At 67.7% G+C, this 23404-nt stretch carries 20 protein-coding genes and 2 pseudogenes; 15 read left to right on the top strand and 7 right to left on the bottom strand.

The window, feature by feature from the left end; genetic code table 11:
* Positions 1-543 precede the first annotated feature (543 nt).
* Positions 544-1266 carry a hypothetical protein gene (locus RI138_RS32310; protein ID WP_311118175.1) on the bottom strand — a complete coding sequence of 241 codons (723 nt, stop codon included), beginning with the start codon at positions 1264-1266 and terminating at the stop codon, positions 544-546.
* 580 nt (positions 1267-1846) lie between these two features.
* Here RI138_RS32310 and RI138_RS32305 point away from each other — a divergent pair.
* The 4 genes and pseudogenes from RI138_RS32305 to RI138_RS32290 all read left to right on the top strand — a co-directional run bounded on the left by RI138_RS32305 (position 1847) and on the right by RI138_RS32290 (position 5942).
* Positions 1847-2233, top strand: a complete 387-nt coding sequence (locus RI138_RS32305) for a hypothetical protein (RefSeq protein ID WP_311122769.1) — start codon at positions 1847-1849, stop codon at positions 2231-2233.
* A gap of 1135 nt (positions 2234-3368) precedes the next feature.
* Positions 3369-3824: a hypothetical protein gene (locus RI138_RS32300; RefSeq protein WP_311118177.1), complete on the top strand. Its 456-nt coding sequence runs from the start codon at positions 3369-3371 to the stop codon at positions 3822-3824.
* A 335-nt stretch (positions 3825-4159) separates the two neighbouring features.
* Positions 4160-4875: pseudogene (locus tag RI138_RS32295) on the top strand (IS5 family transposase); the annotation flags it as partial.
* A gap of 863 nt (positions 4876-5738) precedes the next feature.
* Positions 5739-5942 carry a cold-shock protein gene (locus RI138_RS32290; RefSeq protein ID WP_311118178.1) on the top strand — a complete coding sequence of 68 codons (204 nt, stop codon included), beginning with the start codon at positions 5739-5741 and terminating at the stop codon, positions 5940-5942.
* A 139-nt stretch (positions 5943-6081) separates the two neighbouring features.
* Here RI138_RS32290 and RI138_RS32285 read toward each other — a convergent pair whose 3' ends face one another.
* On the bottom strand, positions 6082-7578 hold the full coding sequence (locus RI138_RS32285) for a protein kinase domain-containing protein (RefSeq protein ID WP_398862027.1): 1497 nt from the start codon (positions 7576-7578) through the stop codon (positions 6082-6084).
* On the opposite strand from RI138_RS32285, the pseudogene RI138_RS32280 reads away from it, so the two are divergent.
* From RI138_RS32280 to RI138_RS32260, 5 genes and pseudogenes are all read left to right on the top strand, one after another.
* A pseudogene (locus RI138_RS32280) lies at positions 7507-9483 on the top strand (TIGR02677 family protein). The gene RI138_RS32285 and the pseudogene RI138_RS32280 sit on opposite strands and share 72 nt — an antisense overlap.
* Positions 9480-10784 (top strand): TIGR02678 family protein, encoded by a 1305-nt coding sequence (locus RI138_RS32275; RefSeq protein ID WP_311118180.1) that lies wholly within the window; start codon positions 9480-9482, stop codon positions 10782-10784. The pseudogene RI138_RS32280 and the gene RI138_RS32275 overlap by 4 nt, the downstream one beginning before the upstream one ends.
* Positions 10778-11350, top strand: a complete 573-nt coding sequence (locus RI138_RS32270; protein WP_311118181.1) for a hypothetical protein — start codon at positions 10778-10780, stop codon at positions 11348-11350. Before RI138_RS32275 ends, RI138_RS32270 begins: the two co-directional genes overlap by 7 nt.
* Before the next feature lie 705 nt (positions 11351-12055).
* Positions 12056-13612 carry a hypothetical protein gene (locus tag RI138_RS32265; protein WP_311122768.1) on the top strand — a complete coding sequence of 519 codons (1557 nt, stop codon included), beginning with the start codon at positions 12056-12058 and terminating at the stop codon, positions 13610-13612.
* Between the two features lie 92 nt (positions 13613-13704).
* Positions 13705-14001, top strand: coding sequence for a hypothetical protein (locus RI138_RS32260; protein ID WP_311122767.1), 297 nt, complete (start codon positions 13705-13707; stop codon positions 13999-14001).
* Here the strand turns inward: RI138_RS32260 and RI138_RS32255 are convergent.
* A protein-coding gene (locus tag RI138_RS32255) for an IS5 family transposase (protein WP_311118183.1) occupies positions 13987-14945 on the bottom strand; the annotation gives its coding sequence in 2 pieces (ribosomal slippage) (positions 13987-14543 and positions 14543-14945; 960 coding nt in all). The two genes, RI138_RS32260 and RI138_RS32255, sit on opposite strands and share 15 nt — an antisense overlap.
* On the opposite strand from RI138_RS32255, the gene RI138_RS32250 reads away from it, so the two are divergent.
* Positions 14934-15563, top strand: a complete 630-nt coding sequence (locus RI138_RS32250) for a class I SAM-dependent methyltransferase (RefSeq protein ID WP_311122766.1) — start codon at positions 14934-14936, stop codon at positions 15561-15563. The two genes, RI138_RS32255 and RI138_RS32250, sit on opposite strands and share 12 nt — an antisense overlap.
* Positions 15564-15652: 89 nt before the next feature.
* On the opposite strand, the gene RI138_RS32245 is transcribed toward RI138_RS32250, so the two are convergent.
* The gene (locus RI138_RS32245; protein ID WP_311118184.1) at positions 15653-15904 is read right to left on the bottom strand and encodes a hypothetical protein; all 252 of its coding nucleotides are present in this window, start codon (positions 15902-15904) and stop codon (positions 15653-15655) included.
* 28 nt (positions 15905-15932) lie between these two features.
* Here RI138_RS32245 and RI138_RS32240 point away from each other — a divergent pair, with 28 nt between their 5' ends.
* Both RI138_RS32240 and RI138_RS32235 read left to right on the top strand, forming a co-directional pair.
* Positions 15933-17762, top strand: a complete 1830-nt coding sequence (locus RI138_RS32240; protein WP_311122765.1) for a TIGR02679 family protein — start codon at positions 15933-15935, stop codon at positions 17760-17762.
* Positions 17763-17862: 100 nt separating this feature from the next.
* Positions 17863-19043, top strand: a protein-coding gene (locus RI138_RS32235) for an IS3 family transposase (protein WP_311118187.1) whose coding sequence is annotated in 2 segments (ribosomal slippage) — positions 17863-18147 and positions 18150-19043 — 1179 coding nt in all. Because the reading frame shifts where the segments join, the coding sequence is not laid out codon by codon here.
* Between the two features lie 13 nt (positions 19044-19056).
* Here the strand turns inward: RI138_RS32235 and RI138_RS32230 are convergent.
* On the bottom strand, positions 19057-19410 hold the full coding sequence (locus tag RI138_RS32230; RefSeq protein WP_311122764.1) for a DUF6879 family protein: 354 nt from the start codon (positions 19408-19410) through the stop codon (positions 19057-19059).
* Positions 19370-19672, bottom strand: coding sequence for a hypothetical protein (locus tag RI138_RS32225; protein WP_311122763.1), 303 nt, complete (start codon positions 19670-19672; stop codon positions 19370-19372). Before RI138_RS32225 ends, RI138_RS32230 begins: the two co-directional genes overlap by 41 nt.
* Positions 19673-19970: 298 nt before the next feature.
* Between RI138_RS32225 and RI138_RS32220 the strand changes: the two genes are divergently transcribed.
* From RI138_RS32220 to RI138_RS32210, 3 genes are all read left to right on the top strand, one after another.
* Positions 19971-20225 (top strand): hypothetical protein, encoded by a 255-nt coding sequence (locus tag RI138_RS32220; RefSeq protein WP_311122762.1) that lies wholly within the window; start codon positions 19971-19973, stop codon positions 20223-20225.
* On the top strand, positions 20218-20472 hold the full coding sequence (locus RI138_RS32215; RefSeq protein WP_311122761.1) for a hypothetical protein: 255 nt from the start codon (positions 20218-20220) through the stop codon (positions 20470-20472). The genes RI138_RS32220 and RI138_RS32215 overlap by 8 nt, the downstream gene beginning before the upstream one ends.
* A 106-nt stretch (positions 20473-20578) precedes the next feature.
* A complete protein-coding gene (locus RI138_RS32210) occupies positions 20579-20800 on the top strand; it encodes a hypothetical protein (protein ID WP_311122760.1) in 222 nt (73 codons plus the stop codon).
* A gap of 232 nt (positions 20801-21032) precedes the next feature.
* On the opposite strand, the gene RI138_RS32205 is transcribed toward RI138_RS32210, so the two are convergent.
* Positions 21033-23300 (bottom strand): DEAD/DEAH box helicase, encoded by a 2268-nt coding sequence (locus RI138_RS32205; protein ID WP_311122759.1) that lies wholly within the window; start codon positions 23298-23300, stop codon positions 21033-21035.
* Positions 23301-23404: the final 104 nt, after the last annotated feature.

Raw genomic sequence — 23404 nt, 5'->3', positions numbered from 1 at the left:
ACGGCCCAACTCCGGCCTGACGGCCGGAAGGTGTTTGATGTGTCATGCCTGACGGCATGACAGTGAGTGGTGTTCGGCCTGACGGCCGATGGGTAGGGGTGTCAGGCCTGGCGGCCTGACGGTGAGTTGGTGGGTGGGGTTTGCCCTGGCGGGGCAAAGGGTGGGTGGATTAGTGTTTTGTTGGGGTGTCATGCCTGGCTGCATGACAGTGGGTTGGTGTGGTGTTCGCCCCTTCCCTGTCGGTCAGGGGTGGGTTGTGTGCGCCTGTCGGCGCTGATGATGTCATCTTGGTTTTTGGGCAGTGATTTGATTTGGTGTCTCTCTTATCGGTCGTTGGAAATGGCTCGTCCGTGGTGGCGCGGTGCAGGGTTTGGCCTGACGGCCTGGCTGTTTCGGGCGAGGGTGTAGCCCCGCCTCGCCAGCAGGCTCGCTGGACACCGAAAGCGGCCAGCGTCCGGCACGGCCTTCTCCGGGTTGGCCGGAATCCTTAGTTGCTTGCCGACGTCGAGCGAGCAACGCTCGCTCGACGTCGGCGCTTGTTGGTCAGGGAGCCTCCTTGTGACGTCCTGCGCGTTGGCGCGCGGCCTGCAGCGTGTTTCGCTCGGTAGGGGCGCCGTCTGCCTGCCGCGGCAAGGAGCCGTAGCGATCGGTGGCGATCTGGTCGATGCGGGCGCTGTAACGGCTTGCCGCTGCTTTGAGTGCCTCTGCCGGCGGCAGAAGGTCTTCTGCCGCGCGCAAGGAGCGCAGCACGTCTCTGGTCAGTTGCATGAGCCGGGCCAGCTCGTCGTCGGCCGTGATGCTGCCCAGTTCCGCGTGCCCTTTCCGGGCCGCGGCACGACGGGCTTGTTCCTCCATAGCCAGGATCACTGCTTGGCGTCGGCGCTCGAGAGTGCGGAAAGTGTGGCTTCCGGAGTCGGCCGCTACCGCCTCGGCGGCCTGGACCGCCTTCGACAGCTTCGGTGAGAAGCGGGTGGCGGCCAGCGCGGCAGCCTCTCGTTCCTTCCGAGCAGCTTCCCAACGCTGTTGCTGCAGTCCAGGCCAGGCGGGAAACTCTTCCCTGCCGGCAAGCTGGGCCCTGGTCCGAGGACTCGCCTTCTCGGCCTTTGTCAGACGGCTGTCCCATTCACCACGCAGGGTGAAACTGTAGGCGCTGCATCCGACAGATCCCCATCCACCGTATCCGTGGCGTCCATGCGACCAGCGGCCGTCGAAACTGGTGATCGGCTCTCCACAGTGCCGACACAGCTCGGATTCCTGATTCGTCAAAATCTACCCCCACGGTATGTCTCCCGGCTGACGCGGGCATCGCACGAAAGCCAGCCGGGTCATCCTTCCATCGCGCACTGACAGCAGCACGTTGTGGGCTGGCAGCTGTCTGGCCTGGGTGTGCGTCTGTGCCGTGTGCTGCCGGGGTTGGCGGCCTGGATGCCGGCCAGACCTGCATGTTCACGATGGAGCTGCGGCGGATGGCTGATGACATGGACCGGATGACGGCGCGGCTCTGGACCGGCTCATGGCCAGGCAGCACACCGGGGGCGGCGTTGGCGGTCTGAGGCAGGGGTGAGATCCAGACAAGTCTGACGGGGCCTGGATGAGGCAAGGCGGGACACCCCTGAACCATGGTGAACACCGACGGACAACCACGACCGGCAACACCCGCCGTCGGGGGCTGGCGGAACCTCGCCGCTCTGCAGCCCTCGTTCGTTTCGGACCAGCGTCAGTGCGCCACACTCCCCCTATGCCGAGCTTTCAGCACAGGAAGGCCGTAGGCGACGCGCACGAACTGCGGGTCACCCAAGAACTCACCTCACGCGGATGGGACGTCAACGCATGGGGCCAAGGTATCTTGACCGACCTCGTCCGGTTCGCACTGCAGGGAACATCCAGCGCGTTGCGCTGGACCCCCGACCTGATCGCCGCCAAGGAGCAGCACATCGCGCTGATTGACTGCAAGAGCCGGATGACCAGCCGCACCACCAGCCGCCATGCCGTGGAACGGGCCGCGGTCACAGCCCACTTCCAACTGGTCGCCTGGACACTGCTCCCCGTCTACTACGTCTTCGACAACCTGGACGTACTCACACCTCACGAAGTGCTGGCCACCGGTCGGCACGGTCCCTACTCGGAGGCAGGTTCCGGCTCCCCGTACTACCTCGTCGCCACAGACCGCACCCTGGCCTTCGACACCGCCTTCGGGGCCCAACAGGCCACCGAGCTGCCCGCTGCTGCCTGACGACCGGTCCAGGCCATCCGCCAGGCAAGAAGCCAGGGAAGACTCACGATTCTGTGCCTTGAGCAGAGCCCCCTACACTGCGACAAAAACCCGCCTGCGCCTTCGCATCCAAGACGCAGGGGCGCAGCCTCACCTTCGATTGGCAGATCCCTGTCCGTGAACGGTCGAACGCTCTGCTCAGCCTGTGGAAGGCACGCATTTCCTCTTGGCCCCTGCTTTATGTCTGCGGCACCCGAGCGCGGTGCCTGACGTAGGCGGTCGGCGCAGAGATCGGTGGAAGCCTCTTGTCGCGCACGCTCGGCGGTTGTCTCATGTCCCCGTCGTCTCCGGGCTGGTGTCTGAAATGGCGGCGTGGGTCACGGTCACAGCCTGCTATCGACTGAGCGTATTGGCTGCTGGCGGGTGTACAGCCAGACGTTTCAGTCTCGGCTTTCGGCGGGCCGGGGCACTATGAGCTTGAAGGCGCGCCTGGGCTGTTGAGGGGAAGTCTCTTGTTGCCTACCGAATCGAGTGACAGCGGCCACAGCCGGGGCTGGTCCTTCAGGTCTGCGGATCCGTATGGAGGCTTCAATCCGTACGGATGGAACGCTGCTGATCAGGCGCGGTTCGCTGCGGTGTGGACGAAAGACGGCGACGAGCTTGTCGATTCTCTGATCGATGTGTACGGAGCGATGTGGCCCTGGGTGTGTTCACGGCGCCTTCTCACGCGCCTGCCGACGCTCGCAGAAAGTCTGCACGATCTTGCCCGCCGAAGGCTGATCGGACGGGGCCACACTTACCGGGACCGGGCAGAGATCGTGTATGAGCACGCTGCCATGTACGGCTCCTTCTACACTGCGCGCGCCTGCAGGTCCTGGCCTGATGCGCTCCCACAGACCTGCCCTCTGTGCGCAGCCGCTTTCACGGCCGGGGAGCTCAACCCATGGATCATTCGCCAATTCGGGCCGGCACGCTGGTGTAAACAGTGCTGCGTCCGGGCTCGCGACGGTCATGACGGTACGTTGGCGCCTCGCGCAGCCTGCCAGGCGCTGACCGCTCTCTCGGCGAGTATGCGCGCCGCACCACCGCAGGACTTCTCCAAACGCCCGTCCCTCTCGACCTTCCGGCCGAACAGAGGGACGCTATCGTCGGCGCCATGGCTGCATGCCCGCAGGCCGCGACCCTCCGCGGCCTGCTGAGGGCTGGCATCCGGATCGAAGTCCTGCGCATGACGGACATCGTCTCCGATGCCTGGAGCCCCGCCCGGGGAACCTACTGCATCGCCTCGGACGGCCATCCATGCCGGTCTCTGGCCGAGCGCACTATCGATGGCTGGCTGAGCCGCCACAATGTTGAGCACCAGATCGAACCCGCATGGCCGCACCACCCCGAGCACAACGCAAACAGCCGACGCCGCGCTGACTGGCGGCTGCCTGACGGCACCTACATTGAATACGCAGGCCTGGCCAGTGACGACTACCTCGCGAAGATCCAGGCCCAGCGTCAACTCGCACAGCACGCCGGTATCAAGCTCATCGTCATCACTCCGCTCGATCTGGCGAACCTGACCCAGGTGCTCGGAGCGTGGAGCAGCAAGATCCGCACCTCATAGTGCAGGCAGGCCATCCGGTTGAAGATCCATGTAGGTGCGTTGTCAGGGCCGAGCTGGCCGCGCTCAGGAGCTTCCGCTGAGCGCGGGTGACCACCCGAGCGCCTGGATCTGGGCCCCGATCGCACCGGCCTCCTCTTACCGTAACCACACGAGCTGGCCCGGCTCCCTCGAACACAGTGCAGCAGCCCTGTACAGCCGCTGCTGTGGTGTCGTCCGCCCCACAGCGGTTGGGAAAGGACGCCACGGCACCGCGGTGGCGGAGGCAGCCTGTGGGATTTCAGGGCTTCGGTGAGTTAGAGGTCATCTCATTTGGGTAACTCGGTAGTCTGTGCGCCATGGTGGGGATCGTTGAGCGGCTGGTACCGGACGAGTTGTGGGAGCTGTTCCAGCGGGTCGTGCCGGAGCCGCCACCCCGGCCTCAGGGCGGTGGTCGGCGTCGACACGGCGACCGGGAAGTGCTGGCCGCGATCGTGTTCGTGGCCACGTCGGGTTGCACCTGGCAGCAACTGCCTTCGGCGTCGTTCGGCCCGTCCGGAGCGACCGCCCACCGGCGGTTCTCGGAGTGGTCGAAAGCCAGGGTATGGGCCAAGCTCCACCGCCTGGTCCTCGACGAACTCGGCGCCCGCGGCGAGCTGGACTGGTCGCGTTGCGCGATCGACTCGGTGAACATGCGGGCCCTGAAAAGGGGGACCTGACAGATCCGAATCCTGTCGACCGGGGCAAGTACGGCTCGAAGATCCACCTGATCACGGAACGATCAGGTCTGCCCATATCCATCGGCATCTCCGGGGCCAACCTCCACGACAGCCAGGCCCTCATCCCGCTCGTGAAGGGCATCCCGCCCATCCGCTCACGCCGCGGCCGACGGCGGCGCAAGCCCGGCAAACTCCACGCCGACAAAGGCTACGACTACGCCCACCTGCGGCGATGGTTACGAGAACGCGGCATCACCCACCGCATCGCCCGCAAGGGAGCCGAGTCCACGCAACGACTGGGCCGCCACCGCTGGACCGTCGAACGCACCATGGCCTGGCTCGCCGGCTGGCGCCGCACCTGCCACCGTCCTGCCCGCGCCTGTACTGGCACCTGGAGGCCGACGACTGGAGCATCCTCGGCTACGAGGTAATCGACGGCCGGCACGCCAACTACACGCCGGGCTCGGCCGACCTACCACTCGTCGAAGCGGCTCTGACCGAGCTGCAAACGATCACGGCACAGGCCGACGTCGAAATCAAAGCTGCTGCTGCCCGATGGGCGCACTACGCACTACCGGGCACCCTCCACCACTTTGCGAGCGACGCACCGCTGCACACCGACTTCGCCCCGGACAACATCCTGATCACGCAAGGACGAGCTCGACTCGTTGACTGGGCGTGGCCCACGCGGGGAGCCGCGTGGATCAACCCCGGCGCCCTGGCGCTGCGCCTCGTGCATGCAGGCCACTCAGCCGAGCAGGCCGTCGCCTTCGCCGGCCGCTTCCCGTCGTGGCGTAACGCTGCACCTGAAGCGCTGGCCGCGTTCGGCACCGCGACAGCGACGCTGTGGCGGGAGATCGCGGAGCAGGACAGCGACGCATGGAAACAGGGCATGGCTGCGCACGCTGCAGACTTGGAGCGAGTGCTCGGCGCGAACCTGTAGGCACATGCTCTGGGCAGGCAGCCTGATCGCGCCGAGCACTCGTCTCCACGACGGACGATCAGTCCTTCCCGCTCTCCGAGCGGGCCCACCGCTCGGCGGCGCTGCCCGGCTGGCCTGGGACGGGAAGGCCTGGCCATCGTCGCGTTCTGGGAAACAAGATCGGATTGGTGAGTGTAGGTGTGGGTGGGCTGGGGGAGGACGGGAGTGGGCGCCCGGAGAAGGGCGCTGCAGCGGTCCGTCCCAGGGCCGCTGCAGAATTTGACCAGGGGGACGAGCATGGCCAGCGGCACCGTGAAGTGGTTCAACTCCGAGAAGGGCTTTGGCTTCATCGCCCAGGACGGAGGCGGACCGGATGTCTTCGCGCACTACTCCAACATCACAGGCAACGGTTACCGCGAGCTGGCCGAGGGCGAAGCCGTGACATTCGAGATCACGCAGGGCCAGAAGGGGCCTCAGGCAGAGAATGTCGTCCGGGGCTGAGTCTCCGGCCCCGCTCATCTTCCTTCCTCGGCGCCCGCACCGTGCACGGGCGCCGTCGGCATGTCGTGACCACTCGTGCTACGCCAGCGACCTCGGACAGCGAAGGCCGATTCACGCGCAAGCAGGCGCAGCCTCGCTGTCAGTGCGCGGTGAAGCCTGTGCAGGTGATGAAGTAGCTCGAGCCGTCGCCAACCGACCAGACAACGGTGTACGTACCTGGCGGGTAAAGAGCAGCAGCGCCAGAAAAGTCTCCGGGCCACGTCACGCTGGCCGAAGTATCGGATTGCACTGCTGATCGCGCCAGCCGTGAGGTGCCGTCGGGCATGTACACCCTGGCCAGCACCGGCATTTCGGCCTGCACAGGATCGAAGTTGCCGTACTTGTTGCGCAGAGAGAGTTCCACAGCGTCTCCGGCGCGGACCTCACCGGGGGCAACGTACTGCCATGCCCCGTCGATCTCGGCCTGCTTCTGCGGCCTGCAGTCCATCTGGTCCGGGAGATAGACGAACGGGGGAGGCTGAGGTGGCGAGGACGGCGGCAACGCCTCGACGGAAACCAGTGAGGTTGTGTCGGGGGAGGGGAGCGGCGCGGAACTGGCCGGGTCCCCACTTTCGCCCGGCACCGTCGCGGTTCCGGCGCTGGACACCGCAGTCCTCGGTGTACTGCCCGGCGCAGCTGCCGCTCGTTGCCCGGGTTGGGAGGCGAATGAAGCAGCAACTGCTCCGCCGATGCCGCCCACGACAAGCGCGGCTGCAACAACAGAGCCATACAGCCTCACTCGCCGGCGCCCCCGCGGGGCGACAGCCCACACAGGGTCCTCGTACGCCAGATCCCAGTGGAGGCTCACCAGGTCAGCCACAAGAGTCGGCTGTTCCTCAGGACGAGACGCGACAGCCGTGGCCTGGACAGCGAGCAACCTTGCGCAGCCGAGGCTGAGTTCAGCCGCGGTCGGCCGGTCGCCGGGATTCTTGGCCAGTGCCTGCTCAACCAGAGGCTGCAGATCGCCAGGCACGCCGACCAGGTCTGGTTCAGCCGACATGACGCGGAAGGCCACCGCATCGGAGGCACCCGTGCCGAACGGCAGGCGGCCGGTCGCAGCATTGGCAATGAGAGCGCCCCAGGCGAAGACATCACCTTCCGGACCGACCACACCGGTGCGGTAGTGCTCAGGGCTGATCCAGCCCGGCGTGCCCGTCATCACCCCTGTGCGCGTCACTGACGTGCCGTCCAGGGCGTGAGCGATCCCGAAGTCCAGTACCCGTGGACCGCGAGATCCGAGGATGACGTTTCGCGGTTTGACATCCCGGTGGACGATGCCTGCATCATGCACCGCGGCGAGCGCGGCCGCGGTTCCCGCAGCGAGAGCGCACAGCCGCGCCCCGGACAGCGCGCCGTTCGCAGCCAAGAACTGGTCGAGGGTGGGACCGGGAACGAACGCTGTAGCGAGCCACGGGACAGGACCGTGGGTCTCGGCGTCGAGCACCGGCACCAAGCAGGGGCCCGTGACCCGTCTGGACAGCTGCACCTCCCGGCGGAACCGGGCCCGGAACTCGTCGTCCGCAGCATGCGCCGGATGCACGACCTTCACAGCGATCCGCATTCCCGAAGGGCCGAGCGCGGCATACACCGTCCCCATACCGCCTGCCCCGAGCCGGCCGACAACACGGTAGGGACCTATACGGCGGGGGTCACCAGACTGCGCCGACTGAAGACGGCTGGACACAAAAGCACCTCTAACGTGATCAGCGGCACGAAGCGACCGGGCCGGCGACGCATGCTATCGGGCTCTCGTCTCGCTTCCGTAAGGCTGCTCCTGATCCGGGCAAGGCCGATCCGCCGCGGGGCCGTATCGCATCGCTTCGTGCAGCCCGCTGCTGCCACAACGGATTACCCGCCAACCCGCTCACCAGGGGATTCCTCCTTTCTCACCCTGGTTGTCAGTGCATGCACCTACGGTTATGAAGTGCCCTTCCAGGGGTGGATGTTGGACAGGGGAGGACTGGTGCACAGGGTTCCGTCGGACATGTTCCGTTTCACGACGGGAGACCGGGCCGAGCTGTACGGGGCGATCCTGCAGGCGTTCGGCACAGCGAACGAACGACTGGAGACCGCGCTCGGCCTGGACGAGGTCCGGGTACGCCTTCGAGATGTCGGCTGGCTGGACGCGATAGCCGATGACGACCTGCACGAGGCTTTGAGGCAACTGCAGCGGTGGCAACTGCTGGACCTGGTGCAAAACCACGCCGAGAACTACCGCACCGCAGAGGAATACGAGCGCCGCAACCTGCAGTACTCGCTCACCGGTCGCGGCGAGGCAGCTTTCGCCGGCGTGCAGCATGCCATGTCGGTCCTAGCGGCAACCGGCGCGCTACAGAAGGCAGTTCTGGAAGCAATCACCGATCGTCTGGACGAGCTCTACCAGCTTCTGGGAGAGCCCAACTCGGCCGACCGAAGGATCTTCAGCACCCTGCAGGAGCTTGAGGCGCATCTCGAGGCCCTGCTCGACAACACCAAAGCCTTCAACGGGGAACTGCCAGAGGCTGTTGCGTGCGGAAGGCGTCGACCTGACGGTCTTCAGGAGGTGAAAGCCGCCACCGTCGCCTACCTACAGGAGTTCCTGGTCAACTTGGACCGCCGAGGCCACGGTGTCGCCGCCGCCGTGGCACGCGTCCAGAGCAGGTCGGTGAGCATCCTGCACGAGCGGGACCTGCGCGGTGCGGAGCTCCCTCCGGTCACCGGCGCGGACCCGGGCACGGTGTGGCTGGAGCGCCGCCGCGCACGCTGGGCCGGCCTGCAAGCCTGGTTCCTGCCCTCTGACGAATCCCGCCCCAGGGTGGAGCAGCTTCACGACGTCGCCCGCCGCGCCATTGTTTCCCTGCTGCAGGTCCTGGACTGCATCACCGAAGCACGCCGCCGCTCCTCCAGCGCGGTGCAGGACTTCCGCGAGCTCGCCCGCTGATTCGCCGCCGCGCCTCGCAAGCAGGATCTGCACCGATTGTGGAGTGCCGCGTTCGGGCTCGGCCCTGCCCGTCACGCCCACTTGATGCACCCGGATCCCGAACTGATCCCCGCAGCCACTCCATGGTCCGAGGCGCCGCCGGTGGAAGCGTCAGCACTGCTACGCACCAGTGGCCGCACCGAACGCTTCTCCCGCACAGCGAAGGTCCGCGACATCGCCGTGGTAAAAGCTGCCCGCGCCGAACAGGCACGCCTGAAACGTGCACAGCTGGAAGCCGCCTGGGACCAACTGGCCACCGACGGCCCGGTACGCCTCTCCTCGGTCGGCGCGCTCGACCACACTGTCTTCGAGCGCCTGCTGGACCTGCTCGGCAGGGCCCTGGCCGCCCGCCCCGACCACCACGGCAACCGCCGAGCACTCACTGCGGACGGCCGGGTGGAAATCGTGCTGCAGCCGCTGACGGACGACCGTTCCGTCATGCTGCGCACCACGCACGGGACCCTGACCACCGGCGACTACACGGTCGACATCCGCACACCCGGCACGCAGCCCACCACCGCACCTCGAAGGGCCGCAGGATGAGCACGCTTGCCAACCAGCTCGTCGCCGCCGAACGGGAAGACATCGCCCGCGCCATCCGGCTGCTCCTGGCCAAGCCACTGATCACCGAGCGCAGCGACGCCGCCATCTTCGACATCATCCGGCGACGCCAGGAACCGCTGACCAAGTGGTTCGACTACACCTGCGGCTGGAGCCTCGTCGTCGAATCCCGACGCGGCTACGCCCGGCTCCTCAAAATCCGCCACACCCTGGACTCATCCCGCCCCGCCCGCAGACTGCGCTCCGGCCGCGCCCCCTTCGACCGCCGCCGCTACATCCTCCTGTGCGTGACCGCAGCCGAACTTCTCGCCATCCCCGTGACGACCATCGGTCTCCTCGCCGGCCGAGTCGTCCAGGCAATAGCCGCCGACCCCGCACTGCCGCCCTTCGACACCACCAGCCGTACCGAACGCATGGCGTTCGTCGACGTACTGCGCCTCCTCGAGTCCTACGGCGCCCTCCAAGTCCTCGACGGCACCACGGAAACCTTCGTCGACTCGGAGCAGGCCAAGGTCCTCTACCGCGTCGATGCAACCCTGCTGATGCGCCTTCCCGCAGCGCCCATCGGCCCCTCCAGCCTCGCTCCGGCGCCGGACCAGATCACCGACCGCTTCGATGACCTGCTGCACAGCCTGGTACGCGAGCGCCGATACGGCGAAGCACCCACCCACACCACCACAGGCGCCGAACAGGCCCCAGTTTCCGACACCCAGCGCAACCTGTGGCTGCGCCACTCCATCCTGCGCCGCCTCTTTGACGACCCCGTCCTCTACCGAGATGACCTCAGCGACGACGAGGAGGCCTACCTTGCCTCGCCCACCGGCCGTCAGATCCTGCGCCGGGCCGCGGAACAGGCCGGCTTCGCTTTGGAAGAGCGTGCCGAAGGGCTCCTCCTGATCGACCCCGACGCTCTCGCCACCAACACCACGTTCCCCGATGACTCCTCCACCGCCCGCATCGCCGCTCTCCTCCTCCTCGAGGAGGTCACCGGCCCAGCGGGCGGCACCACCCCCGAACAGCTATCGTCCGCCGCCTCTGACCTGCTGCGCCGCTTTCCCCAATGGGCCAAGGCCTATCAGTCCACCGAAGGAGCCGGGCGGCTGGCGGACGATGCCTGCACGGTCCTGGCCGACTTCCACCTCATTCACCGGTCCGCCGGCCGAACCCTGGCCAGCCCCGCCGCCTGGCGCTACCGCGTCACCACCACCCCACCCGCGGCCACGAACGCCCCTGCCACCCGCTCTGCCAGTGACAACACCTTCGAGGAAGAAGCCCTGTGGTAGCCGTCACCCAGCTTCCGCTCACCAACAGCCACCAGACACAGCCACAGCCTCACTCCCCACCAGGCCGCTGGCGGCCTCAGCGTGCAGGCATCCTCAACATCTGGCGCTACTACGACGAGACCTTCACCTTCCACAACGGACGACTCCTGCTACGCGGCCAGAACGGCACGGGCAAGTCCAAGGCCCTCGAGCTGCTGCTGCCGTTCCTCTTCGACGCCAACCTGCGACCCAACCGGCTGTCCACCTTCGGCGGCTCCGAGCGCACCATGCACTGGAACCTGATGGGGGAGGGCACCCAGGGCAAGACCCGCGTCGGCTACGTGTGGATGGAGTTCGCCAAACCCCACCCGGACACAGGGGAACTGAAGTGGTTCACCTGCGGAGCACGACTGCAGGCCAGCGTCCACACCAGCACCGTCCGTCCCGACTACTTCACCACCAGCCAGCGCATCGACGCGCATACCGGACTGTCCCTGGTCAACGAATCGGGCCAGCCCCCCCCCCACCCGCCAAGCACTCACCGACGCCCTCCACGGCCAAGGCGAAATGCACGCCTCCGCGGCTGACTACCGCACCACGGTCCGCCAAACCCTCTTCGACGGCATGACCGAACAGCGCTACGAGGCACTGATCACAGCCCTGCTGCAACTACGCCAGCCCAAACTCTCCGAACGCCTCGACCCCTCTCTGCTCTCCGCCCTTCTCTCCCGCGCCCTGCCCCCGCTCGGCCACGGCGAGATCACCGAACTCGCCGAGGGCTTTGAACGCCTGGACCGGCAGCGCGAGCAGCTCAAACAACTCGACGAAGAGGTCACCGCCGCCACCCAGATCGCCACCCAGCAGCGCGGCTACACCCAACGCGTCCTGCGCGCCGCCGCAGCCACGCTCATCTCGGCCACCACCGACATGGACAACTACACCCGCACTGCCCGCGAGAGCGCCGACAACCTCCACCAGGCCACCACCGGACACACCGAAGGCACCGAACGCCTCAACGAGCTCCGCCAACGCGAACAGGAACTCGAAGGCGCCGTCGAAGGCCTGATCGACAGCGACGACTACAAGAAGGCAAAGAGCTCGACCGGCTGCGCCGCCGTACCGAAGAAGCCCAGGCAACCGCCCGCACCTCGCGTCAGAACGCCACCACGAAGCAGAACACCGCCGCCACTGATACCCAGCAGGCAGCCAGCGCTGCCGACCAGGCCGACCAACATGCCGACCACGTGCGCGCCGTCCTCGACGACCCCCAGCAAGCAGCACGCCGAACCGGCATGGAATCCGCCTGCCTCGAAGCCCAGACCGCCTTCACCACCCCCGTCGACCCGGCCACCGCCCCCGACCGGATCCGCTCCCTGCTGCGGGGCGCCACGACCGCACGCCGCGACCAGATCAACCAGGTCGACTCAGCAATCAACACCCACCAACACGCCGTACGCGACCGCACCCGCGCCGAGAGCGACCTGGACGGCGCCCGCAGCCGACTGAGCGAGGCAATCAGCCGACGCGACCAAGTAGCCAACGCCTACACCGACGCACTGCAGCACCACACATCCCTCCTGCTCGAATGGGCCACCAACTGCCGCGAGCTGCGCATCACGGACCTCGACAACCTCGCCTCCCGCGCCGCCTCGGAAAGCGACATCCTCGCCCTGGTCGAACCCGCGCTGCGCACCGCCGATCAGGACATCACTACCCACGACACCCAGGCCCGCGCCCAGCGCGACAACGCTCTGGCCGACCGCACCGACCGCACCGACCGCACCGACCGCACCGACCGCACCGACCGCATCGAACAGCTGCGCCAGCAAGCCGACCTGCCACCACCGACCCCAGCCACCCGCACGACCGACCGCACCACCCTGCCCGGCGCCCCCCTGTGGCAGCTGATCACCTTCACCGAGGACACCCCCACCACCGTCCAGGCAGGCGTCGAAGCGGCCCTGCAGGCCGCAGGCCTCCTCGACGCCTGGATCACACCCCACGGCGAACTCAACCTCCCCGGCCACGACACCCTCGCCGAAGCCACCTTCACCCACCCAGCCCACGGCTCCTCCCTGCTGCACGTCCTGCGCCCCGAACCCGACATCCCGGTTCCCGAACAACGGGTGACCCAGCTTCTCGCCGGCATCGCCTACGGCACCCGCCTGCCCACCGACCACCCAGCTGCCATCGGCGCCGACGGCAGCTGGCGCCTGGCCGCCGCCACCGGCACCTGGAACAAACCCGAACCGGCCTACATCGGAGCCCTCGCCCGCCACCGAGCCCGCCAACGCCACATCGCCCACCTCACCGAGCAGCTCACCCACGTCCACACCGTCATCGCCGCCCTCGACACCGACATCCGCGCCCTGGCGGACCGCCGCACCCGCCTCGACGCCGACCTCGCCCCCCCACCACGCACCGACCTGGAGACCACACTCCGGGCATGGGACCGAGCAGAAGAAGGACTCGGCTCCCGCAACGACGCCGTTCAGGCCGCCGCCTCCCACCTCGAGGACCGCGAAGCCGACGTCACCCGGGCCATGCGCACCCTGAGCACGCTGTCCGCCCAGCACAGCCTGCCCACCGACCGACAACTGCTGACCGACCTGACCACCGCCCTCAACACCTTCCAGGAAACAGCCAGCCTCTGGGCAGATGCCCTCATGACCTTCACCAGCGCCCAGGGCCGGTCCACCACCGCCCACGCCCACGCCCAAGCCGAACGCTCCCGCGAAGCCGCCCACGAACAAGAAGAACAGGCCACCCAGGCTGAAGCCGAAGCCCTTTCCTCGCCGCAACCCTGCAAGCCGTCGAAAGCACCACCGGCGAAGACTTCCGCCACGTAGCCACCCGCATCAGCGTCCTGCGCACCGAGCGCAACACTTGCCGAAACCACGTCACCACCACCGACACCCAGCTCCGCAGCCTCGAGCGCCGCATGGCCACCCTGGAAGCCACAGTGGCCCAGGACACCAAAGACCGGGACGAAGCCGCCCGCATACGGGACAGGGCAGCCCACCGCCTCCGACACCTCTGCTTGACAGGCCTCACCGACGACGCCGACCTGACCCTCCAACTCACCGCCCACGACGGCGCCCGCGCCACCCTGGAAGCAGCCCGCACCACCGCCGCACGCTGGCCCAACCTGCCCCACGAACCCCGCAACCTCAGCGACGCCCTCAACCGGCTCTCCGAAGCCATCCACGAAGCCCGCCAACATCTAGGGCCTGTCTGACAAATGATCACCCGTGGACTCGCGGAGCCAGAGGATCAAGGAAGCCAGGACAACTCCGGCACGGTAGCGGTCGCCGAGCTTGTCGAACCGGGTCGCGATCGCGCGGAACTGCTTGAGGCGGGCGAAGCATCGTTCGACGACGTTGCGGTCGCGATAGGTGACCTTGTCGAAGGCCGGCGGCCGGCCGCCGAGGGCTCCGCGTCGGCGGCGGTTCGCCGCCTGGTCGCGGCGCTCGGGGATCGTGGCAGCGATGCCCCGGCGCCTCAGCAGATGACGGATGGACCTGCTGGAATACGCCTTGTCACCCAGCACACGATCCGGTGTCGTGCGCGGGCGGCCCGTGCCGAGGCGCGGGGCGCGGATGCCGTCGAGGACCTGGCCGAACGCCGTAGCGTCGTTGACGTTGCCGGGCGTGAACACAATCGACAGGGGCAGGCCCCGGCCATCGACGGCGAGATGGACTTTGGTGGTCAGTCCGCCTCGGGAGCGGCCGAGGGCCTGGCACGCTTGCGAGCCGCCCGGATCTTCCAGTTCGTCCCCGTTCGCATCCCCTTTTTGCGGGCGCCCACTGCGTGCTGGTGGGCTCGGTTGATGGTGGAGTCGACGGAGACCGTCCATTCCACCCGGCCCACCGCGTCATCGCGGACCTGAACATGCTCCAGCAACCGTGCCCAGGTGCCGTCCGCCTCCCAGCGGGCGAACCGCTCGTAGACGGTCTGCCACGGCCCGAACCGGTCGGGAAGATCCCGCCACGGAGCCCCGGTCCGCAGCCGCCACAGCACCCCGTTGACCACCTGCCGGTGATCACGCCACGGACGGCCCCGTCCGCCCACATGAGGCAAAAGGGGCTCTATCCGCCTCCATGCCGCGTCCGTCAGCTCACCTCGACCTGCCACAAGATCAATTATCAGACCGGCTATAGAGTCCTGCCCGTGGTGAATCATCAGGACGAGACCAGGACGGCCTACGACGGTGTCGTTGAGCTGTACGCATCGCTGTTCGCAAACCGGCTGGAGACACAACCTTTCTCCCGGGCCATGATCGGCACCTTCGCCGAACTGGTGCGCGCGACGGGCAACCCGCGGGCAGCGGACGTCGGGTGCGGGCCCGGACATCTGACAGCCATGCTGCACGAACTCGGCCTGGACGCCTTCGGACTCGACCTTGCCCCCGGCATGGTCGACCACGCCCGGCAGGCCCATCCGGCGCTGCGCTTCCAAGAGGCGCGGATGGAATCCCTGCCGATCGAGGACGCCGCGCTCGGCGGCGTGCTGGCCCACTACTCAATGATCCACACCCCTCCTGGAGAACTACCGGAGCTGCTCACCGAACTGGTGCGCGTCCTGGCGCCGGACGGTCTGCTCCTGGTCTCCTTCTTCGGGACCGACGGACAAGAACCGGTCCGGTTCGACCACAAGGTGGCGCCCGCCTACAGCTGGCCGGTGGATCGCCTCGCCGAACTGCTGGGCGATGCTGGGCTCAACCCCTTCGCCCGGCTGCTCCACGATCCAGCCTCTGATCGGGGCTTCCTCGACGCCCATCTGCTGGCCCGCCGTTCGTAGCCACTGCCCAGTCCCCGGCCGCTCGGCGCACCTCCAGATTGCCAGCTCAGCCGAATCTCGCTGATCAGACTGGAATTGTCAGACAGGCCCTAGGCCGTTGAGCCGACCTCGACCTGCAAGCAGACGACGACGCCCACATCTTCACCGCCTCCATGGACGGCCTGCGCGTCGGCGCCACCGGCCTGCTCGACACACTCACCGCCGAACGCGACAGCAGCCGCCAAGACATCACCACCGCCGAACGTCGTCTCTTCGACCAGACCCTCACCGGCGACACCCGCCGCCACCTCGCCGCCCGCATCCGCCAGGCCAACGAACTCGTCGACAAGACGAACGGCCACCTCAAACGCGTCCGCACCGCATCCAACGTTGCCGTACGACCTACCACCCGGCACCAAAGCAGCCCGCGAACTCCTCCTCAAAGACCCCGACCGCATCACCGACGAAGACCGCGAAGCCCTCCACACCTTCTTCCGCGGCCGCATCGAAGAAGCCAAAGCCAAGAACACCGCAGCCACCTGGGAAGAACAACTCTCCGAGGTCCTTGACTACACCGCCTGGCACCAGTTCGTCGTCAAACTCGACCGCACAGGCGGCACCGACTGGCAACTACTCACCAAGAAACTCCATGGAGCCCTCTCCGGCGGAGAAAAGGCAATCGCCCTACACCTGCCTCTCTTCGCCGCAGTCGCCGCCCACCATGAAGCCGTCCCACACGCCCCGCGCCTGATCCTCCTCGACGAAGTATTCGTCGGCGTCGACACCACCAACCGCGGCCAGGCCTTCACCCTCCTCAGCGCCCTCGACCTCGACCTCATGCTCACCTCGGACCACGAATGGTGCACCTACCGGGAACTCCCCGGCATCGCCATCCACCAACTCATCACCGGAGCCGACGGCGACGATGCCGTCACCAGCGCCCGCTCGTATGGAACGGCACCGGAATCCACCCCGACGACACTCCCGAGACCTCAGCATGACCACACCAACCCCAGCCGCCCGACTGAACCGACCCGCCCTGCGCCCCGTGTGGCAAACCATCCACAACCGCCTATCCTCCGGCCGCCCCGTCGCCCGCGTACGCCTCGGACCCCTCGGCGACGAACAATGCGAAGCCCTCGCCGACCTCATGGGCTGGGACCGCCTCCCCGACACCCACCCCACCCTCACACTCACCCACCTCCAAGCAGCCCTCGCCGTAACCAGCCCTCTCACCTGACCGAGATCCTCACCCACATCATTGGCCCCCTCCACGATCGCGCCGGCGACCGCCACCGCCGCAACAACGAACGAGCCGCCCTGTGGAAATGGCTCGACAACCACCCCACAATCCACGCACAACCCGCCCTGCTCGCATGGACCGCTCACTGCCGCACCACCGGCCTCATAGACAACTCCACCACCCGCACCCGCGACCTGCTCACCTCAGCACTGACCGTCCTGTGCGCACTCCCCGCCAGCGGCGAACCACTTCCCCACTTCGCCGCCCGCCTCCTCCACGGCAACTCCCACGCCCTCGACGACGGCACCCGACTGTCCACCCTCACCCTGCGCGCCCTCGCCACCCTCTACGACCAAGACCCGCCCGAAAGCGCACAACAACGCCGCGCCCTGTGGACCCGCGCCGGCGTCGCCGACGACGGACTCTCCACCACCGTCCTGGCCGCAGGCCTCCGCCCCACCGGCTCCGGGCTCCTGAGCCGACTCACGGCTCTCTCCACCGAAGCTGGCCACGCGACCTCTCTCACCCTGGCCCAACTGCGCACACCCGAAGACTTCGGCCTTCCTGCCGGACCCGTCCACATCACCGAGAACCCCAGCATCATGGCCATGGCACTCAAGCGTTTCGGCAGACGCTGCCCCGCCCTGGTATGCACCTCGGGTTGGCCCAACAGCGCAGCGATCCATCTCCTGCGACTTCTCGCCGAGAAAGGAGCCACCTTGCACTACCACGGCGACTTCGACGGCGAAGGAATCCGCATCGCCGCCCACGTCATGGATAAGACATCGGCAACTCCCTGGCGGATGGCAGCGACGCACTACCTCGATGCCCTGAGCCTCACCCCGCGAGGTCCCTCGATAGGGCGGCTTACTCCGGTGCCTTGGGACCCGGCGCTGACCACAGCCATGACAGAGCACGGGACAGCCGTGCTGGAGGAGACAGTCGCCTCCGGTTTCCTGGACGACCTGGCGCGCTGAGCACCACCCCGCCACCCTCCTGAGGAGAGCAAGGGGACTGCTGCACGGATGAGTGACACCTGACCTGGCTTGCTGAGAAGCGGCCTGGAAGGATGTTGCAGTGCCCAAGCCGTATCCGAGGGAGTTCCGCGAGGACGTCGTGCGGGTCGCGCGCAACCGTGAGCCCGGCGTCACGCTGGAACAGATCGCCGCCGACTTCGGCGTCCACCCGATCACGCTGTCAAAGTGGCTGCGCCGTGCGGACACCGACGAGGGCGCCAGGCCCGCGACAGCGTCGGGTGAGTCCGCCGAGCTGCGCGAGGCCCGCAAGCGCATCCGGCTGCTGGAGCAGGAGAACGAGGTCCTGCGCCGGGCTGCGGCGTATCTGTCGCAGGCGAACCTGCCGGCAAAATGATGTCCCCGCTCGTCCGCGAGCTGGCCGCCGCCGCTGCCCCTCACCGGGTGCCGGTGGCGGTGACGTGCCGGGTGCTCAAGCTGGCCCGCCAGCCCTACTACCGGTGGCTGGACCGGCCGGTCACGGACGCCGAACTGTCCGAGGCATACCGTGCCAACGCCCTGTTCGACGCGCACCGCGACGATCCCGAGTTCGGTCACCGCTTCCTTCTCGACGAGGCCCGGGCCGCCGGTGAGGCGATGGCGGAGCGGACCGCCTGGCGGATCTGCCGGGACAACGGCTGGTGGAGTGCCTTCGGTAAACGCAGGGGCCGCGGGAAGAACGCCAAGTCCGGGCCGCCGGTCCATGACGACCTGGTGCGGCGCGACTTCACCGCGGACGGGCCGAACCGGTTGTGGCTCACGGACATCACCGAGCACGCGACCGGCGAGGGCAAGCTGTATCTGTGTGCCGTCAAGGACGTGTACTCGGGCCGCATCGTGGGCTACTCCATCGACGCCCGGATGGAGTCCCGCCTCGCCGTGGCCGCGCTGGAGTCCGCCGTCGCCCGCCGCGGCCAGGTGGCCGGTTGCGTGGTGCATTCGGACCGCGGCTCGCAGTTCCGCTCACGGAAGGTTGCTGCCGTACTCACTCGGCACGGCCTGGTCGGCTCGATGGGCCGCGTCGGGGCCGCAGGCGACAACGCCGCCATGGAGAGCTTCTTCGCGCTGCTGCAGAAGAACGTCCTCGACCGCCGCACCTGGGCCACCCGCCAGGAGCTGCGGATCGCGATCGTCACCTGGATCGAGCGGACCTACCACCGGCGCCGACGCCAGAGACGCCTGGCCCGATTGACCCCCGTCGAGTACGAGACCATCATGACCCCACCCGCAGCCCTGGCTGCATAAACACCGCTGTCACCTACTGGTGCAGCAGTCCCAGGTCCGCGGGCAGCTTGTGGCGTGGCAGCCATCGGATTGTCTCGCCGGCCTCTTCGTTGACGTACGTGGTGGCGTACTCCCACCGGATGTAGGAGCTGTGCGGCTCAGTGACGACCCGCACCCGTCGCACTGTCTTCCCTGTGTCGGTGACGCGCTTCATGAGCTGTGTCCACGGTGCCATGGACGAGGAGTCGTCACCTGTCCCGTTGAGCCAGCTCTCGTACGGGCCCTCCTCGTTCGGGACTGGGTAGTCGTCCCTCAGCTCCAAGTGGAAGGCGTCGTGCGCGAAGCTCTCAAAGAGCTGGTTGCGCTCGGCGCTGGAGATCAGCTTCACGCGGTTCCTCCAGTAGGGCGGTGATCGCGGCCTTGGGGACCTCGACCACAGTTTCGTAGTCTGGGATCTCCATCTGCGCGAGCGCCTCGGGATCAGTGACCTCGCAGCCCTGGACGACGAAGGTGCCGTTCGGAGTCAGGACCATGATCGGATCCTCCAGTCGCCTGATCTTGCCGGCCGGCAGGCCGTCCTTGGTCAGGAACTCGAACAGCTCTGTCGGTACCTCCACAGCCGTCTGCCCCTCGGGGATGTCGAGCTGCATCAGCAGGTCGTTCGCGAAGATCTTCCACCCTGGACGAGGTAGGTGTCCCGGTCGGTTGCGTAGAGCGTCGGGCAGTCCCCCTGCTTGGAGTTCTTACCAAGGAACCTTAGCTTCATGGTCGTTCCCCTGTCGTCGGCCTTGCACGAAATTGCGCGACACGCCGATGGCCGACCTCTAGTTCAGCGACGTCAATTGCTTTTCCTGCAAACTCGCGCAATCTGCTTGGGGGTTGCTGCGGAAGGCCTTTACCTTCATCACAAGCCCGCAGAACTCAGTGATAAGTGATGGAAGGTCACCTATGACTACGGCCACCGAGAAGAGGGCCCCGGAAGACATAGCGCGGCGCGTCGCACGGAACGCGATTCCTGACGTCAACGAGGCGCTGGAGCTGATGAAGCTTCAGGGGCCCGTTCAGGTCGGGGACGTCAAGGACTGCCACGGAACCGTGCTCATCACTCTCCGCTCGGGGGACGCGTACGAGTTCGCGCGCTGGGTGTGTACGCGTGCCGCGCGTAAGGAGGCTCAGCAGACCTCGGCGCGCAGTCATGGCTGACGGCTCGATCAAGGGGCCGGTTGGGTACCGCGGCAGCATCGAGGTGCCGGACAGCATCCAGGTCGGGGACCTGGTCCTTCACGACCACGTGTACTTCGCGGTGGCAGACATGGTTTCTGCTCGCGATGGCGCCAAGGTCCTGCACTTCAAGTACCGCGCGCCGCTCCTGGTCGAAGGCTCAACCACGGTCTACCGGCAGGTTGCATACATGGTCTCGTTCGGCGAGATCGTCTACAGCCGCAGCTGACCCTTCGGGCTCCGCCCCTGCCAGCAGGCCCCCGTACTGCTGGCAGGGGCGGGCAAGGACCCGCCGAGCAACCGCCGGCGGGGTGGGAAGAGCACCTGGAGGATTGATGACCACCGCCGTGATCCCGTTCGCTACCCGTGCCGCCGAGCCGCCCTGCCTGGTCACCACGTCCATCGTCGGAGTCACCTGGGACGAGGGCCAGCAGCTGAACGTCCAGGCGGACGGTTCGGCCTGGCACACCGCCGACCACGCGGCGTCGACCACCGACACCAACCAGGACGGCAAGGGTGACGACGTGACCGACCCCTACTTCGCCCCTGCCTCCTGATGCGCGCCGTGAGAGCAGCAAGCGTTGCTCCGGCCGCACCCACTGCAGCCGCCCCGAGCGCCATCCACCCCTGGTCCATCCGGACAGCGTAGGCACCGCCTGCCCTGCTGCGCACGGCGTTTCACCGACTGTCGATCGCCCAGCGCGCGGCGAAGAACGGCCGGGTGAACTCTGTGTCAGAAAGCGTGCCTGTCGTCATGCCGCTGCAGCCGCACGGAGCCACGGACCATGCCTACCAGTGAATGTTCAAGGCATCGAGTGCGCGGACCCGGTCTGCGGGGAGGCGCTCTTTGCGGCGGCGGGCGTTGCTGATCCACTGCCCGAGACGTACGGGTTCCCCATCGACGACTTCGACGTGGCGCTGGGGAACATCGAGGTGCCCTTCCCGATGGTGGAAGGCGCGGGCGGCAGCCAGGCCCTGCTCTGGCTTGTGGGCGGCCGGTTTCCGTTTCTCCGGGGACGGCTCGGTATTCTGGATCAGGCCGAGATCAGCCAGGAGACGCTGCTGGGTGGGGTGCAAGCGCTCGGGATGGAGGCGCTGGTTGTGCAGCCACTCCCCCAGGCGGTGTCCGTCATCGGTGTTGTAGTCGCGGGGCACGTCGGTCAGACGGTGGCCGGCCGTGTGATGTCTGCGGGCAGCGTGATAGGCGCGATGCCAGGTCAGGGGCCAGGGCGGATTCCAGTGCGGATCGAGGTCCTCGAGGGCTTGAGCGCGGGCGGGTGCAAGGTCCTCGGCTCGTTTGCGTTGGGTGGCCAGCCACCGGCCGAGGGCGAATCCGTCGTGGTGGTGGTCGACGGGAACGGCCAGGTGGCCGTGGTGATGGGTGTAGGCGGTGGCGTGGGCGAGGCCGCGGTCGAAGGCGTGCTGCTGGGGGTTCCAGATGATGCCGAGGCGTTCGAGGGCTTGGGTGCGGGCGGGGTCGAGGGCGCCGGTGGTGTGGAGGTGGCGTTGCCAGGTGAGCCAGCGGCCGAGCGGGTAGTCGTCGTTGTCTTCGTAGGTCTGGGGGGCGTCGAGGTGGTGGTGGGTGCGGTGGTACCGGCGGGCGGCGGTGAGGCCGCGGCGCCATTCGGCGCTTTTCGGGTTGAGGACGCGCAGGGTGAGGGCGAGGGCGACTTCCTCTTGCTGGGTGGGACGTTCGAAGTGGAGCCAGCCTCCCGGGTCTTCGGTCCCTTGGGTGGGGCGGTGGGTGCGGGGGTCGGCGAGGCGTGCGGTGAGGCGTTCGTCGTGGGCGCGCAGGGCTTGGACGGTGCGCCAGAGGGGGGTGTAGGCGTCGGCGCTGAGGAGGTCGTCGGGGTCTTCGTCGGGGGTGAGGTAAACGGGGACGATGAGGGTGGCTTTTTTTCCGGCGCCGGGGGTTTGTCGTAGGGCGCGGCCGACGGCTTGGACGGTGTCGACGGGGCTGTTCTTGGGGTCGGCGAAGACGACGGCGTCGATGGTGGGGACGTCGATGCCTTCGCCCAGGACGCGGGCGTTGGACAGGACGGCGGGTTGTTCGGGGTGGGTGTGGGTGGCGAAGTCGAGGAGGATGCGGCGGCGGGTGCGGGGCGGGTGGGTGCCGCTGATCCATTGCGACCAGAGGCCTTCGGGTTGCAGGTCTGTGGGGAGGGCGGCTGCGGTGTCGGGGAGGGTGGTGGCGAACGCGCGGGCGTCGGCCACGCGGTGGTGGAAGGTCAGGACGCGGCGCAGCTGGTGGTCGTGGATGGCTCTGAGGACGGCGACCTGGTGTCCGGCGAGGCGTAGGCCGTCGGCGCCTGCGCCGGGGCTGGTGGCGAGCCAGTCGCGCAGGTCGGTGTTCTGGATGACGGGGACGAGGATCTGGTAGTCGGCGAGGAGGCCGAGGTCGATGGCGTCGGAGAGGGTGAGGCGCCAGGCGACGGGGCCGAAGAGGGTTTCGTCGTCCATGGAGGCGACGGGGGTGTCGCTGTGGTCGGTGTCGGGGTCCCAGATGCGGGGGGTCGCGGTGAGGTAGAGGCGGCGGGTGGCGGGGACCTGGTCGTCGTGGTGGATGCCTGCCCAGGCTTTTCCGAGGCGGCCGGCGGTGCGGTGGGCTTCGTCGACGACAACGAGGTCCCAGGGTGGCAGGTGGTGGTCTCGGTGGGCGTTGATGACGGTGGGCAGGGAGGCGTAGGTGGCGTAGACGGTCACCGGGCCGGTGGGCGGGTTGAGTTCGGACAGCTCGGCGGGTTTCGTCGTCATCGGGAGGTTGCCGGCTGAGGGGTGCTCCATGGCCTGGCGGGCGGAGCAGACGGCTACCGCTGGGCCTGTGTGGCCGGCGGCGTGCCAGGAGCGAACGGTCTGGGAGAGCAGGTCCAGAGTCGGGACCAGGACCAGGACCCGCCCGCGCGGGGTGACGCGGGCGGTGGTGCGGGCCGCGATCAGGGTCTTCCCGGTGCCGCACGCGGCGATCACGCTCGCCCGCGCATGGGTGCGCAGCGTTTTGACCGCGGCGGTGACGGCTTCCTTTTGATGGGGGCGGAGCTCGATGGCGGCGGTCGGCATGCTCTCCTGGCCGGTTCTTGGTCGGGACGGTGTTCTCAGGCTTCGCGGATGCGGTGGCCGGTGGGGCGGTGTGCGTGGTGGTGGGTGTTCCCCTGTCCGGTGGC

The sequence above is a fragment of the Streptomyces durocortorensis genome (assembly GCF_031760065.1).
Lineage (GTDB): Bacteria > Actinomycetota > Actinomycetes > Streptomycetales > Streptomycetaceae > Streptomyces.
This window is presented reverse-complemented; position numbering and strand designations above follow the sequence as displayed.

Coding starts and splice junctions, on each gene's coding strand:
- RI138_RS32290 (WP_311118178.1), top strand. CDS start 5,739: ATGGCCAGCGGCACCGTGAAGTGGTTCAACTCCGAGAAGGGCTTTGGC.
- RI138_RS32260 (WP_311122767.1), top strand. CDS start 13,705: ATGGCCACCCTGGAAGCCACAGTGGCCCAGGACACCAAAGACCGGGAC.
- RI138_RS32210 (WP_311122760.1), top strand. CDS start 20,579: ATGACCACCGCCGTGATCCCGTTCGCTACCCGTGCCGCCGAGCCGCCC.
- RI138_RS32275 (WP_311118180.1), top strand. CDS start 9,480: ATGAGCACGCTTGCCAACCAGCTCGTCGCCGCCGAACGGGAAGACATC.
- RI138_RS32300 (WP_311118177.1), top strand. CDS start 3,369: ATGGCTGCATGCCCGCAGGCCGCGACCCTCCGCGGCCTGCTGAGGGCT.
- RI138_RS32215 (WP_311122761.1), top strand. CDS start 20,218: ATGGCTGACGGCTCGATCAAGGGGCCGGTTGGGTACCGCGGCAGCATC.
- RI138_RS32265 (WP_311122768.1), top strand. CDS start 12,056: ATGGAATCCGCCTGCCTCGAAGCCCAGACCGCCTTCACCACCCCCGTC.
- RI138_RS32225 (WP_311122763.1), bottom strand. CDS start 19,672: ATGCAGCTCGACATCCCCGAGGGGCAGACGGCTGTGGAGGTACCGACA.
- RI138_RS32220 (WP_311122762.1), top strand. CDS start 19,971: ATGACTACGGCCACCGAGAAGAGGGCCCCGGAAGACATAGCGCGGCGC.
- RI138_RS32285 (WP_398862027.1), bottom strand. CDS start 7,578: ATGGGGACGGTGTATGCCGCGCTCGGCCCTTCGGGAATGCGGATCGCT.
- RI138_RS32205 (WP_311122759.1), bottom strand. CDS start 23,300: ATGCCGACCGCCGCCATCGAGCTCCGCCCCCATCAAAAGGAAGCCGTC.